Origin of the sequence: Nocardia puris (genome assembly GCF_036051655.1) — a bacterium.
Lineage (GTDB): Bacteria > Actinomycetota > Actinomycetes > Mycobacteriales > Mycobacteriaceae > Nocardia > Nocardia puris.
The window spans coordinates 6881193-6895019 of record NZ_CP107943.1; the positions used below are offsets into that span (position 1 = coordinate 6881193).

Here is a 13827-nt window from a genome sequence, read left to right on the forward strand (position 1 = left end):
TTCAGGCGCGCGTCTTGGACGAATGTTCCCGGCTTGTCAGGGCTTTCGGCGTGCAGCCCGCGAAGGACAGGGTGTCGCGGTGCAGGTGCGACTGATCCACGTAGCCGCACCGCACGGCCACGTCGGCGATGGCGGCGCCGGAGGTGAGGGCCTGGACGGCGCGGTCGAACCGCACGAGCATGGCGGCGCGTTTCGGGGTGAGGCCGATCTGCGCGGTGAACCTGGACCACAGCCGTTTTCGGCTCCACCCGCACAGTTCGGTCAGTTCCGCGACGCGCACCTGTCCTCGGCCGGCGACGATGCGCTCCCAGCTCGCCGCCACCTCCGGGTCGGCCGTGAACGAGCACCGGCTCAGCACGAACGCCTCCGCCAACTCGAAGCGCCGCTGCCACGACGTCGCCTCCGCCAGTCGCTCCCGCAGGCGCTGCGCCGACGACCCCCACACCTCGTCCGCGGCGACGACACCGGGAACGGTCGTGCCGAACAGCGAATACGCCCGCACCGGTGAGAGTCGGATCTCCACGCACTCGACCCGCCGGCTCCGCACGCGCACCGCGCCGGGCGCCATTGCCGACACGACCCCACCCGTCGCCTGACTTCCGCTCCCCCGCACGACCTCCACACCGTGCGCACCGAAATCGAGGACGACGGCGACCATCGGCCCGGGGACGATCCGCGCGTCCATTCCCTCGCGGGCGCGATCCCGGAACCCGACGATCTCGACGCCGCTCTCGCGCACCGCCGCGTGCGCGACGTCCCAGCCCGCGCCGAGATCGCTGTCGAACACGATCGGGTCCACAGAGCCGACGGTAGCGCGGTGGATCGTTCACAGGGCGAGCATGGCGGCGGCGACCCGGTCCGCCGCCGCGTTCGGCAGGGCGGTGCCCATGTCGTCGAGAACGAGCAGTCGCGCCCCGGGGATCTCGGCGGCGAGGGCCTCGCCGTTCCCGACCGGGAAGAACGGGTCGGCGCGGCCGTGCACCACGAGGGTGGGCACGTCGAGTTCGCCGAGCCGCTCGCGCCATCGCGGGGCGCAGTCGAGCCGGGAGAACACCATCCCGAGCTGATTGGCCTGATGCACCGCGGGATCGTTCGACGGCGTCCGATCCCAGATCCTCGCCGCCTGGGCCCGCGCTTCCGCCGGATCGTCGCCCAGCGCCTCGGCGCCCTCGGCGGCGAACGCCGCGACGGCATCCCGGTCGGCCCAGTCCGGCATAGGGTGGGCGAACAGGGCATTCATCACCGAGGCATCGTGGTCGGGCAGATCGGGATCGACCGGGCCCGGCGCCACCGGCCGGGTCCCGACGAGGGTCAGCGCGCGGAAGGTGTCCGGATGATCCAGCGCGGCGACTTGGACGACCATCCCACCCACGCCGATCCCGGCGAGATGCGCGGTCCCGGCCCCGAGGGTCCGCACCAGCGCGGCCGCGTCGGCCGCGAGATCCCGCAGGTCGTACGCCGGGTTGTCCGGGTCGAGGGTGGTCGACGCACCGGCGTCGCGCAGGTCGTAGCGGACCACGCGACGCCCACCGGCCGCGAGCCGCTCGCACAGCGCATCGGGCCACGACAGCATCGTCACACCGCCGACCAGCAGGACCAGCGGATCCGCGGGCCGGCCGAAGCTCCCGACACCGAGGTCCACCCCGTTCACCGGCACCGAATCCACATCCTCGCCAAACCGACTCGCCATTCCTGGATTCCTCTCCACGGCTCTCCAGAAGTACTGACGATCGACTCGCCCGGAAGTCATCGGTGCGCGCCGACCAAGCCACCCGCACCCCGAACCTGCCGCCCACCCTCACACCGGCCGCCAGCGGACTTCCGGGCACCCCGGCAGATGCTCGATCTAGGCGAGATTGGCTTCGATCAGGAGCTTCCAGATTTCGCCCTGGTCGACGACCTCGACGCCGAGCTTGGCGGCCTTGGCCAGCTTGGCATCACCGACACCGGCACCCGTGATGAGCAGGTCGGTGTTGGCCGAGACCGAGGATGCCGCCGCGGCGCCCGCCGCTTCGCACAGGCGCTGGAAGGCGGGGCGGGCGATCTTCTCGCCCGTGCGCGGGTCGCTGATCGCGCCGGTGACCACCACCGTCTTGTCCGCCAGCGGCGCGCCCGCCGCCACGACCGGGGGCAGGTCCTCGGCGCGGACATCCAAACTGACACCCGCCGCGCGCAACCGCTCGAGTTCCGGGCGCAGGCGGGTGAGGTGTTCGGCAAGGGACGCGGCCACTTTCGGGCCGATGTCCTCCACCTCGACCAGCCGGTCCGCCCCGGCGTCGGCGACCTCTTCCAGCGAGCCGAAGCCCGCGCGGGCCAGCCGCGCGGCGGTGCCCTCGGAGGCCATCGGGATCGCCAGGCCGATCAAGGCGCGCCGCAGCCCGACCTCGCGGCTCGCGGCGATCGAGTCGATCATCCGGGCGGCCGACACCTCACCCACGCCGTCGAACTCGAGCAACTGCTCGGTGGTCAGGGAGTAGAAGTCGGCCGGGCTTTCCAGCAGGCCCGCCTCGGCCAGGCGCTCGATCCACTTCTGGCCGATCGCGTCGATATCGGCCGCGGCGCGCGACGCCCAATGGATGAGCCTGCGCACGGTCTGCGCGGGACAGGAGACGTTGGTGCAGAACAACTCCCGGCTGTTGCCCTGCTCGGTCACCGGCTGCCCGCACGACGGGCACACCGACGGGGGCACGATCTCGCGCTCGGCGCCGGTGCGCGCCGACGCGTCGAGCACGCCCGCGACGAACGGGATCACGTCGCCGGCGCGGCGCACCAGCACGGTGTCGCCGATGCGGATGTCGCGCGCCCGGATGACCTCCTGGTTGGCCAGGGTGGCGCGCGTGATCGTGGTGCCGCCGACGAACACCGGCTCCAGCCAGGCGACCGGGACGATCTTGCCCGTCTTGCCGACGTCCCAGACCACGTCGTCGAGCAGTGTGGTCTTCTCCTCGGCCGCGAACTTGAACGCCAGCGCGCCGCGGGGACTCGCCGATCGGGTGCCTGCCGCGGCGTAGGCGTCGCGGTCGGCCAGGCGCAGCACCGCGCCGTCGATGTCGTAGTCCAGATCGTTGCGGCCCTGCTCGATCGTGGTGATCGCCGCCTGCGCCGCCGCGGCATCGGCGCAGTGCCGCATCCGCGCGCCCTCGATCCCCAGCGCGCGCAACCCCTCCGCCAGATCGACCGCGGTCTCGCCGCCGGAGGTGTCCAGGTCGAAGCCGAAGAAGCGCAGACGACGCTCGGCGACGGTGGCCGGGTCCTTCGCGCGCAGCGTGCCCGCCGCGGCGTTGCGCGGGTTGATCAACGGCCGGTCCGGATGCGCGGTGTTGTAGGCGGTGAAGGTGGAGCGGAGCATGACCACCTCGCCGCGCACCTCCACCCGGCCCCCGACCTCGATCCGGTCCGGAACGCCGTCGACCAGCGCGCGCACCAGCATCGTGACGTCGTCGCCGGTGGTTCCGTCGCCGCGCGTCACCGCCCGCGCCAGCCGCCCGTCCTCGAACACCACCGCCAGCGACAACCCGTCGAGCTTGGGCATCACCACGACCGGCTGGCCGGGGAAACGGTGGAAGAACGCCTCCACCTGCGCCGGCGTGGTCGCCTTCTCCAGCGACAGCATGGGACGCGAGTGCCGCACCGGAGCGTGCAGCGTCGCCGGCGCCCCCACCTCGTCCAGCGGGTTCTGCTCCGGCGCGAGCTCGGGATGGGCCTCGATCAGCCCGCGCAGCTCGTCCTCGACCGCGTCGTAGTCGGCGTCCGCGACCAACGGCTCACCCTGGTAATACGCCTCCCGCAGTGCCACGACACGATCGGCCAGCTGTTGAATCCGTTCCCCGATATCCACAACCCGTGACGCTACCCACCCCCACCGACAGCGACGCGAAGACGCGGCTCGAGTGTCGTGGACGGACGAGAGCTACCGGACTTCCCGCTGCCCCATCAGGAGGCCGATCACGCTCGCCTCCTGGCCTTGATGCCGCAGCATCTCCCGTGCGGTGCGCGACACGGCACCGTCCGGGAGCACGCTCATGGCGGCACGCGCCATCGTCATACCGCCCTGGTGGTGGAAGTACATGAGGCGCAAGAAGATCGCCTCGGCCTCCGGCCCGCGCGCCGCGGCCAACGCGTCGAGGTCGGCCCGGGTGGCCATCCCCGGCATCGGTTCCGGCGCAGGCGTGTGCCCGTGGCCCGCCGGGGCGACGTGCATCCAGGCCATGGGGTCCGGATTCACGGTGCTCTCCCCCGCCAGCCGCAGCCAGCCGAGCATCATGCCCGACTCGGCGCGCTGGACCTCGGCGATCTGCCCGGCGAGCGCGCGCACCTCCGGTGACGCGTCCTCGGACAACCGGTCCACCATGACCAGCGCCTGGCTGTGGTGGGCGTACATGTCCTGGACGAAGGCCGTCTCCTCGGCGGTCAGTACCGGCGGAGCGGGGCTGTGGCCGTCGGTGATCAAGGGCCGCAAGGCCGCCCCCGTGACCAGCAGGAGGGCGGCCGCGGCGAGCCCGGCGGCGACCAGATAGGCGCGGGTCATGAGCCGATGGTCGACATCTGGTCGGCGGGCGGGGTGTAGACCTCGGCCGACAGCTCCAGGGCGAGAAAACCGTTGTCCGCGCAGGTCGTCCAGATCTGGTTGCCGCGCCACTCGGGCGGCGAGAAGCACCAGTCGGTGGACAAGTCACCGTTCATGATCATCCCGGTGCGGTCGCTGGTGGCCTGCGCCGGATCGAAGCGCCCTTGGAGCACCGCCTGCGCCACCGTCGGCGCGGCCAGCAGCGGAGGGCCGACCAGCGACGCGAGCGCGTGCGGCGAATTGGTGAGCTCGTCACTGCGCTGCGATTGGGCGGGCGGGTTGTAGTACGCGATCTCCCGGAAATTCTCCGGATCGCTGACGTCGAAGACGCGAATCCCCGACGACGTCCAGCCGCAGGCGAGCGCGGTCGGATCGACCGGACGGTCGGCCGCGCAATAGTGGGCGTCGTAGGCGAACAGCGACCCACCCGCCGCCGATGCCATCGCGGCATCCTGGTTGTCGAGCAGGTTGATCTCGAGCTTGATGGACCGCACGATCCGCGGGCGATACGGATCGGCGACATCGATGAGCTTCACGCCACCCGAGCCCGCCTCGTCCACGGCGAAGACGTAGGGATGGCCGTCGTAGGTCACCGGAATCGCGTGCTGCGTCGCCCAGCCGTCCGACCACGTCATGTGCACGAGTTCCCGCACCTCGGGCGCGGGGTCACGGCGCTGCACGGCGCTGATGTCCATGATCTTCATGCCGCCGAAATTGTCGGCGAGGTACAGGGTTTCGCCGTCGGCGCTGAAACCCATTCCGTGCATGGAGAATCCGGCCAAGCCCTGCCAGACCACCCGGGGCTCGGCGGGATCGGTCAGATCGACGGCGCTGACCAGGCCGGGTGCGGTGCCCGAACTCCAGTAGGTGCGGCCGTCCGGGGAGAATCCCCCTTCGTGCGCGGTGATGGGCAGCGGCGACGAAAGATCCGTGCCCGCACCGGTATTGAGCAACCGCGGATGCGCGCAGTCCGAGATGTCGTACACCGACAGCAATCCCGCCCCGGTCAGTACGGGAGCACCCGCACCGACGAGCAGTTTGCGGCCCGCGTGCACCTTCAGGCTCTCCCAGGTTCCGGCGAGCATGGCGGGCTCGTTCAACGTCGCGGTATGGACGGGATTGCCGGGGTCGGACACGTCCAGCACCCGCACGCCCTGGTCGGGACCCACCAAGTTGCCCGGGAAGAAAGTGCCGATATAGGCGCAGTGGTCAAAGGTCACCGAGGTGATCCCGCCGCCCCGCCCCGCGTTGCCGCCGAGACGGGTGAGATTGCAGCGATACCCCTGCTCACTGCGACCGCTGTCGCGATCGGCCGCGGGCACGTCGCCCTGCAGGCCCGTCTCCGGTGCGGCGTCGCCGAGACATTCCGCGCGGTCGGCCGCGATGTCGAAGGTCGCGCTGGTGTCCTGCAGGCCGCCGGTCTCGTCGCCCGGCTGACCGGAGGCCGTCACCCCGGGCAGCACCAGCACCATCGCCGCGAGCACCGCCGCGCCCGCGGAGCGCCGGCTCGTTCGTGATGGTTTGTCGATCGCCATTGATCGCGTTCCTCTCCTGTTGGACGATCCGGTCAGATCGCCGTACCGATATCGCGCGCCACGATGTTGTCCAGCGCGCGCTCGGCGATCGCCGCGATCGTCATCGAGGGGTTGCACGCCGCCGCCGTGCCGGGCACCAGCGCGCCGTCGAGCACGTACAGTCCCCGCTGCCCGTGGACGCGGCCGTCCAGGTCGCACACCGGGCCCATGTTCGCGCCGCCGAGCGGGTGCCAGGTCGAGGGGAACAGCGCGTTGGTGTCCAGCAAGCTGCCGCCGGGCGCGACGATCCGGTGCGCCGCCGGACCGATGTGCCCGTTCTGGATGACGTGATCGCCTTCGTGCGGCCAGCGCAGCACTGCGTCGTCGCGAGCCGAGTCGTAGGCGAAGGCGCCGCGGGCGTCGCTGACGCCGTAGCCCACCATCATCGTGCTGCTGGGATCGACACCCAGCGGCGGAATGGACGCCTGGATCAGGGTGAACGCCGAGCGTGGATCGTCCCAGTTCTTGCTGCCGTACACCACGGGCCCGCCTTGGGCCGAGCCGAATCCGGCGGCGGGATCGGTCCAGACGTAGATGCGGTCGGCGTTGGTCCCCCACCCTCGGCCCAGCTCGCCGGGGAGGTCGGGAACGAGCCCCTTGGCTCCGGCCCGCATCAGCAACCGGGTGGTATTCACACTGCCGGCGGCCATGATCAACGCCTCGGCGGTCAGGATCTTGTGCTCGAGCGTCGCGCCGGTGGTGTCCAGGCGCCGCACGTGCACCGTCCACCGCCCGTCCGGCGCGCGCTCCACATCGGTGACCTCGTGCAAGGCGTGCACCCGGACGCGTCCGGTCGCTTCCGCGGCGGCGATGTAGGTGACGTCGACCGAGTGCTTACCCCCGTTGTTCACCCCCATGGCCCCGTCGCCGTTGGTGTAGGAGGGCTTCATCTCCCCGCGGAGTTCGGCGAGCGCGTAATTCCAATCGATGGGCATCGGGATCTTCGCGAGGGGCATCCCGGCCGCGCGCACGCGCTCGGCGAAATACCGTGCCGCCCGGTAGTTCTCGGTCGCGACGAGTTCGTCCGGCGCCACCGCCAGCCGCAGCATCCGCGCGACCCTCGGATAGTGCACCCGGTCCATCAGACCCCAGTCCAACTCGGCCGGAAGATGCTCGGCGAACACGGCTTCCGAGGGCTGCAGGGACATCCCCTGATAGACCAGGGAGCCGCCGCCGACACCGGCGGGGCACAGCGCCGTCATATTCTCCCCGGCCACGGCCTCGATCAGCCCGGTGTACGGCTCGAACAGCAGCGGCCTGCCGAAGAGATCGGGATTCGACCGGCACCACAGCAGGCGCTTGTCGGGTGCGGAGGCGCGGGGAAAGGTGTCCCGGTTCGGCCCGGTCGGCCACCGCATCCCGCGTTCGAGCACGGTGACCTGCACGCCGGCCTGCGCCAACCGCAAGGCGCTGACGCCGCCGCCGAACCCGGAGCCGATCACCACGACACGATGGACCTCGCGGGTCAGCGGGACGGTGCGGACACGCGCGCCGACCGGCGTGGCCGAGGCCCCCTTCGCTCCGGCCATCGCGACACCTACGGCCGCGGCACCGGTCAGCAGTGACCGGCGAGAAAGCACTGTCATTCCACACCTTCGAGACTTCGGAGACGGACCGCGACGCACCGCGTCGATGAGTCGGCAGGCACAGTAACATGGTTACTGTGGTTGCGACACCCTTCGACCGAGAGCGACCCGGTCCGGAACATCCACCGAAGGCTGGACGGATCTCGTTCCATGAAGTTTCGATGAGTTCTATCACCAAGTCGCTGAAGAATACTTGGCTATTACCAGTAAAACTGGCATGTACGACTCTATTATGTTGGTCATGATTCTTCATTCCAGGAGCGCAGTGGCGCGCACCTTCCTCCAGGTGGGCGCCGCCTCGATCGCCGCGACCGCCCTCATCGCCACCGCGGGCGGCGCCGCTGCCGAACCGCAGCCCGCGGCCCCGGTGGCGACCGGAACCGGCTCGTCGGCGCTCGACGCCGGATCGGCCGCCGCGCAGTCCGCGGGATGGTTCGCCCAGCGCGGCGACGTCCTGGGCCTCCTCATCCTCCTGGGCGTGACGCCGTTCCAGATGCTGACCGGCGGGGTCTGCGACCTCGCCACCCTGTCGGCACTGCCGTCCCCGTGCCCCGCGCCGAAGGCCTACTGACAGGGCACGCGAACCGCGAAGTCCGGCAACCACTTCGGCGTCCGAACATCCGCCCATCGGTGATCACCCCTCCTCGCCGCATCCAGTGCGACGCCCGTGCGACCGACACGCGCGCCCAGCACACGTCCGGCACTCGGGCTATGCGTCCTGTCTCTCAGTACCATCGGATTCGTTGCGCGATGCCGTGTCATCGGGCAGGGCGGGAGCGACGGTGGCGGCGAGTCGGGATGACTCGCCGGAGGAGGAGATGTGGACTCAGCACCCCCGGGCGGGATGCGCGGCGCGACGGAGTCGTTGATCTCCCGGGCGTTCACGGCCGGGCCCGTTGCGGCCGACGAGTCCGACGAGATCCGCAACCGGCTGCTCGACGCCGCGTACGAGCAGTTCAGCCGGTCCGGTATCCAGCGTTCCACGATGGAGGACGTCGCCCGCCGCGCGAACGTCTCGCGGATCACCGTGTACCGCAGATTCACCGGCAAGGACGAACTCGTGGAGCAGGTGGTGCTCCGGCAGTTCCGCAGGTACTTCCAGCAGTTCTCGGCCGAAGTCCGGCAGGCGAACTCGCTCGACGAGCGCATCGCCGCCGGCTTCGTGTCCTCGTTGCGCGCGATCCGCGGCGATCCGATCATCGCCGGACTCGTCGCCGCCGACCCCGATCAGTTCGCGAGTTCGATGTTCGGCGACGAGGGCCGGACCCTGGCCGCGGTGCGCGGATTCGTCGCGAACCGGCTGCGCGACGAGCAGCGCGCGGGCTTCGTCGCGTCCACCCTCGACACGGAGCGGGTCGCCGAGATCATGGTCCGGATCTGCGCCTCCTTCCTGACCATTCCCAGCCAGGTGGCGAACCTCGACGACGAGGACGAACTGGCCGAGTTCGCCAGGCTCTACCTGGTGCCCATGGTGCGGCCGCGCGACCTGTCCGGAGCCGCCGGCTCGTAGGCCTCGCGCGACCGGCCCGATCACCGTTTCTTCGGCGGCGGCGTGAGCATCGGCACGAGGAATTGCTCTGCGACGGCGGCCAATTGGTCGTCATCGTCGAGGTCGATCACGTGGCTCGGAATCGTCAGGAACGAGGTGCACAGCCGCACGAAAAGCTCCGCGACCAGCTCGACGTTCACCTCACCGGAGATGGTGCCCGCGCGCACCTCGGCGCGCAGCTGACCCGCGACGAACTGGTGCACGGTGGCCACGGTTCGCCCTCCGTCACCGATCAGCGAGGTGGCGAGATAGCCGGGTTCCGCCGAGATCAACCCGTCGATGAGCGGGTTCCCCCGAATGGCGCGCAGGGAACTGACGAACCCCAGCACCACGCGATCGGCGGCCGAGGTGGCCCGCTGGATGTCCACGAGGAACCGGTCGAAGTACTGGCGGAACTGCCGCAGCACCACCTGTTCGACCAGGGCGTCCTTGGTCGCGAACCGGCGGTAGACCGTGATGCGCGAGACTCCCGCGCGGCGCGCCACATCGTCCATCGTCGACCGTTGGATGCCGAACCGGCAGAACTGCTCGTAGGCGGCATCGAGCAGGCGCGAGCGCAACTCGTCCAGCTCGTCGACCCGCTCGACCGCCTCGAGGTACGCGCGCTCGATGAGCGAGTCGCGGTCGGCGCCGCGCGCGGGCTGTGGTTCCACGTCGTCCTCCTGTGCTCCGGCCTCACCCTGCGCCCGAGGCCCGAATGCCCGCGCCACTCTTGTGATGCCTGACACAATATGCTCTCATGAATGATACGCAGATACAAAATTTGTATCCCTGCATCAAGCACGGCGTGGATCTCGACGAGGAGTGACGGCATGGACAAGCTGAGCAGGCGCAACGCTCTGAAGGTGAGCGGTGCCCTGGGCGCGTTCGGCGCGGTGATGGCGACCGCACCGGTGCGCGCGGAACCGTGGACGTGGTCACCACAGGGTTCGGTGGCGGGCAGCGGAACCGGCGCCGACCCGATGACCGTGTGGGACCCCGAGGCCGACGACCTGGTCGCCTCGGTGCTGGACCGCGGCGATGTGCCCAGGATCAACGAATTGCTGCGGACCTGGACCCACAACGGCCAGCCGCTGCCCGAGGGCCTGCCGGCCGATCTGCGGGACTTCATGGAGTACGCCCGGCGGATGCCGTCGTGGACCGACCCCGGCAAACTCGCCACCGCCTTCGAGTTCAACAAGAAACGCGGCCTCTACCTCGGGGTGCTCTACGGCCTGGCCAGCGGCATGATGAGCACGGCCATCCCCCGGGAAGCTCGGGCGGTCTATTACTCCAAGGGCGGTCACGATCTCAAGGACCGCATCACCAAGACCGCGAAGCTCGGCTACGACATCGGCACGGCCAACGCCTACGCACCCGACGGCGAGATGATCGTGACCTGCGTCAAAACCCGGCTGGTGCACGCGGCGGTGCGCCACCTGCTGCCGTCCTCGCCGTTCTGGGTGCACGTGGCCGACGAGGGCATTCCGATCAGTCAGAACGACATGATGGTCACCTGGCACAGCCTGCCCACGACCGTCATGAAGCACCTGACCGCGTGGCGGGTGCCCATCCCCGCCCACGAGTCCGACGCCTTCCTGCACTCCTGGCAGGTCGCCGCGCACATGCTCGGCATTCGCGACGAGTACATCCCGAATTCCTGGGCGGAGGCCAACTCTCAGGCCGCGCAGGTGCTCGACCCGATCCTGTCGCCGACCCCGGAAGGCGTCAAACTCGCCGATCGGCTGCTGCAACTCGGCGCGAACCTGGACCTGACCGTGCTCAGCAAACCGGTCCTCGGCGCCTTCACCCGGTTCCTGCTCGGCGATCACCTCGCCGACGGGCTGCACATCCCCCGCGAACCGATCTGGACACCGCTGCTCCAGGCGAGCTGGGGCCCGTTCATCGCGGTCCGGGAGGGGCTGCTGCCCGTCGTGCCGCTGGCCCCGGACGCCTACTGGCTGTTCGACGAATTCCTCCGCCGCGCCGCCCTGATCTACCTGGCCGAACTGCGCATGCCGATCAGCATCGAAATCCCGGTGATGAACCGGGACATGACCCAGCCGCACCGCTGAACTGCGGCCGGGCCGCTGTCCGCCAGCCGTTCGATCGTGCCGGACGAACGGAGCGCGGAGCCGGTCGCGCCAGGCCGGGTGGTTCCGCCGAGCCCCTCGGAACCACCCGGCCGTGGCAACCGAGCCGGACCACGTATTTCCTTGGCAGTCTCGGGCGTTGACGTCACCTCGGGGAGGACACGGACGGAGTCGACACTGTTGCGGGAGTTGCCATTTCCCGGCGCCGCGCATGCGGTGGGCGCAGGGCTCGCTACTTTCGGCGAGTCCGGTCGGCGAGGGATTCCTCCAGGATCAGCCCCATATCGGCTCGCTTCGGCTACCCAGTCGCTGGCGCTCGGGGGGCCGTCGAGCACCGTGGGCGTACTCGAGCAGTTGGGTCCGACCGTCGAAGATGCGCTCGCGGCCGGAGACGCCGGTGATCACGGGGAACACGACCGCCCCGGAAGCGATCCACCAGCCCGGCGGCGATCAACGACCGGCTGAGGCTGATGCCGCCGAGGGTGCCCAGCGGCCGCGACTCCTGCTCCTCGAGGTCCGGCACGAACGCGATCGGGTCGCTTCTGACGAGTTCGCCGTTGGCCCACGTCAGCGGCGTGGTGAGCGTGGCGGAGAACACGATCTTGCGGGCGGCGTCGAGCGCGACGGACTCGGGCGCGTCCGACTGGCCGGCGAACTGGGCCATGAGCCGGCAGATGTTCGCGCCCATGCGGTGAACGATCTCCTGCTGGCTGTCCTCCTTCAGCCAGGCGAGGTGCTCCGGGCCTTCCAGCCCCCAGTAGGCCGGCCAGCCTTCGGCCGCGCCGTAGCCGTCCAGGGAAGCGATGAAGTCCACCGTCAACGTTGACATGCCATTTATCCCATCTCGGTTGTGATCGACAATGGTGCATTCAACCCACTGGAAATCCGCCGGTCTCCGGACCGTGGCCCGTCGGACCTCGAGCTACGGGACCAGCACGATGTCCCTCTGGACATGGCGGCCTTCGACCGATTTCGTGTGCTTCAGCCGATTCGCCGGGCGCTCAGAGCCACAGGTCGAACGTGGTGGTGTCCAGGAAGTGCTCCAGATCGGTCCGCCACGAGGGGGCGGAGGTCGCGACCGGCCCGAGGGCGGTGTAGCGACCCCGGTAGTAGAGCAGTGGGCGGCCCGAGGCGGCCGGTTCCGACAGCTCCAGCACGCGGCCGACGACGATGTGGTGATCGCCGCCGTCGGCCACGCTTGCGACCGAGCACTCGAGGGTGGCGAGCGCGTCGTCCAGCAGCGGCAGACCCCGCCCGGACGTGTGCCACGCGATCGAGGCGAAACGGTGGGGTTCGCGGGACCCGAAGCGGGCGCACACTTCCCGCTGTTCCTCGGCGAGGATGTTCACGCAGAACAGGCCCGATTCCTCGATCGCGGCCCAGGTGCTCGAATCCCGCACCGGGCAGAACAGCACGAGCGGCGGGTCGAGCGAGACCGCGGCGAACGACTGGCACGCGAACCCCACCGGCGCACCGCCGGGCCCGAACGCGGTGATCACGGTGATCCCGGTGCAGAACTGGCCCAGCACATTCCGGAACCGGCGCGGTTCGATCGCGGGCGGGGCGACCCCGGCCGCCGCCGCGTCGCGCGGGCCGGGACTCATGCGACAACTCGTGTCCGGCGAAATCCGCACGCGCACAACTCGACGATCGACACCACAGGCCCCTTCCACCGCTACCGGCCGCAACCGCTTAATGATAACGTTTTTCAACAAGAAGGGGTGCACCACCGCACGAAGCAGGAGAGACACATGGACGACTTCTACTCGCCGGTCGCCGAGTTCTACGACCTCGTTCCCCGCGCGCACGCGGAAGGCGAGGCGGCACTGCGCAAGATCCTGGCCGAAGTCGATCCGAGCGCGGGCCCGGTGGTCGATATCGGCGCGGGCACCGGGCGCACCTGTCGCATCGTCGCCGAGGTGCTGCCGACGGCGAAAATCCTTGCGAGCGAACCCGCTCCGGCGATGCGCGCGGTGCTGACCCACGAAGTGGTCACCGACGACGACCTGCGCGCCCGGGTGACCATCGTGCCGGAGGCGGCGCAGTCGGTCGTGCTGCCCGAGTCGATTTCGGCGCTGATCCTGTTCGGCGTGCTCGGGCACATCGGGCAGGAGGATCGGCGGGCGCTGTGGGATCGGGTGCTCCCCCGGCTCGCGCCCGGCGCGCCGGTGCTGGTGGAACTGCTGCCGGTCACGCGTCCCACGACGCTGCCGAAGATGCGGCTGGCCCGTGAGCAGATCGGCGAGCTGGTGTACGAGGGGTCGATCGAGGCCGAACCGGTGGGCGGTGACCTCATCGAGATGACCTCGACCTGGGAGGTCAGCGGCGCGGCGGCGCCCACGCGCGTGGTCCGCAACGTCAGCCGCTGGCACACCTTCGGCATCGAGGATCTGGCCGAGGAGACCGGGCTCGCCGGCGAACAGCTGACGCCGCAGACCGCAGTCCTGCGCGCTTCTCGAAACTGACTCGACGCGCAAAG

General features: G+C 70.0%; 13 protein-coding genes. 4 read left to right on the top strand and 9 right to left on the bottom strand.

Translation table 11 applies throughout. The annotated features are described in order from the left end of the window. Window position 1: 1 nt before the first annotated feature. From OHB21_RS31975 to OHB21_RS32000, 6 genes are all read right to left on the bottom strand, one after another. Window positions 2-799 carry a helix-turn-helix domain-containing protein gene (locus OHB21_RS31975; protein WP_324191881.1) on the bottom strand — a complete coding sequence of 266 codons (798 nt, stop codon included), beginning with the start codon at window positions 797-799 and terminating at the stop codon, window positions 2-4. 27 nt (window positions 800-826) lie between these two features. Further along, on the bottom strand, window positions 827-1690 hold the full coding sequence (locus OHB21_RS31980) for an alpha/beta fold hydrolase (RefSeq protein ID WP_170160681.1): 864 nt from the start codon (window positions 1688-1690) through the stop codon (window positions 827-829). Window positions 1691-1846: 156 nt separating this feature from the next. Next, window positions 1847-3838, bottom strand: a complete 1992-nt coding sequence (gene ligA, locus OHB21_RS31985; protein ID WP_195124436.1) for an NAD-dependent DNA ligase LigA — start codon at window positions 3836-3838, stop codon at window positions 1847-1849. A 72-nt stretch (window positions 3839-3910) separates the two neighbouring features. Beyond that, entirely contained in the window at window positions 3911-4528 is a 618-nt protein-coding gene (locus OHB21_RS31990) for a DUF305 domain-containing protein (protein WP_195124437.1), read from the bottom strand. Continuing rightward, window positions 4525-6102 carry an LVIVD repeat-containing protein gene (locus OHB21_RS31995; RefSeq protein WP_067510926.1) on the bottom strand — a complete coding sequence of 526 codons (1578 nt, stop codon included), beginning with the start codon at window positions 6100-6102 and terminating at the stop codon, window positions 4525-4527. The genes OHB21_RS31990 and OHB21_RS31995 overlap by 4 nt, the downstream gene beginning before the upstream one ends. 32 nt (window positions 6103-6134) lie before the next feature. After that, complete coding sequence (locus tag OHB21_RS32000) at window positions 6135-7727, bottom strand: GMC oxidoreductase (protein ID WP_195124438.1); 1593 nt, start codon at window positions 7725-7727, stop codon at window positions 6135-6137. A gap of 241 nt (window positions 7728-7968) precedes the next feature. Between OHB21_RS32000 and OHB21_RS32005 the strand changes: the two genes are divergently transcribed. Then, window positions 7969-8298 (top strand): hypothetical protein, encoded by a 330-nt coding sequence (locus tag OHB21_RS32005; RefSeq protein WP_195124439.1) that lies wholly within the window; start codon window positions 7969-7971, stop codon window positions 8296-8298. 249 nt (window positions 8299-8547) lie between these two features. Continuing rightward, window positions 8548-9237: a TetR/AcrR family transcriptional regulator gene (locus tag OHB21_RS32010; protein ID WP_324191879.1), complete on the top strand. Its 690-nt coding sequence runs from the start codon at window positions 8548-8550 to the stop codon at window positions 9235-9237. 20 nt (window positions 9238-9257) lie between these two features. On the opposite strand, the gene OHB21_RS32015 is transcribed toward OHB21_RS32010, so the two are convergent. Next, complete coding sequence (locus tag OHB21_RS32015; RefSeq protein WP_067510922.1) at window positions 9258-9929, bottom strand: TetR/AcrR family transcriptional regulator; 672 nt, start codon at window positions 9927-9929, stop codon at window positions 9258-9260. 159 nt (window positions 9930-10088) lie between these two features. On the opposite strand from OHB21_RS32015, the gene OHB21_RS32020 reads away from it, so the two are divergent. After that, entirely contained in the window at window positions 10089-11330 is a 1242-nt protein-coding gene (locus tag OHB21_RS32020; protein WP_195124440.1) for an oxygenase MpaB family protein, read from the top strand. A gap of 316 nt (window positions 11331-11646) precedes the next feature. On the opposite strand, the gene OHB21_RS32025 is transcribed toward OHB21_RS32020, so the two are convergent. Together OHB21_RS32025 and hsaB are read right to left on the bottom strand one after the other, a co-directional pair. Further along, the gene (locus tag OHB21_RS32025) at window positions 11647-12162 is read right to left on the bottom strand and encodes a dihydrofolate reductase family protein (RefSeq protein ID WP_324191928.1); all 516 of its coding nucleotides are present in this window, start codon (window positions 12160-12162) and stop codon (window positions 11647-11649) included. 187 nt (window positions 12163-12349) lie between these two features. Then, window positions 12350-12952 (bottom strand): 3-hydroxy-9,10-secoandrosta-1,3,5(10)-triene-9,17-dione monooxygenase reductase subunit, encoded by a 603-nt coding sequence (gene hsaB, locus OHB21_RS32030; protein ID WP_195124441.1) that lies wholly within the window; start codon window positions 12950-12952, stop codon window positions 12350-12352. A gap of 147 nt (window positions 12953-13099) precedes the next feature. On the opposite strand from hsaB, the gene OHB21_RS32035 reads away from it, so the two are divergent. Further along, complete coding sequence (locus tag OHB21_RS32035) at window positions 13100-13813, top strand: class I SAM-dependent methyltransferase (RefSeq protein WP_067510918.1); 714 nt, start codon at window positions 13100-13102, stop codon at window positions 13811-13813. Window positions 13814-13827: the final 14 nt, after the last annotated feature.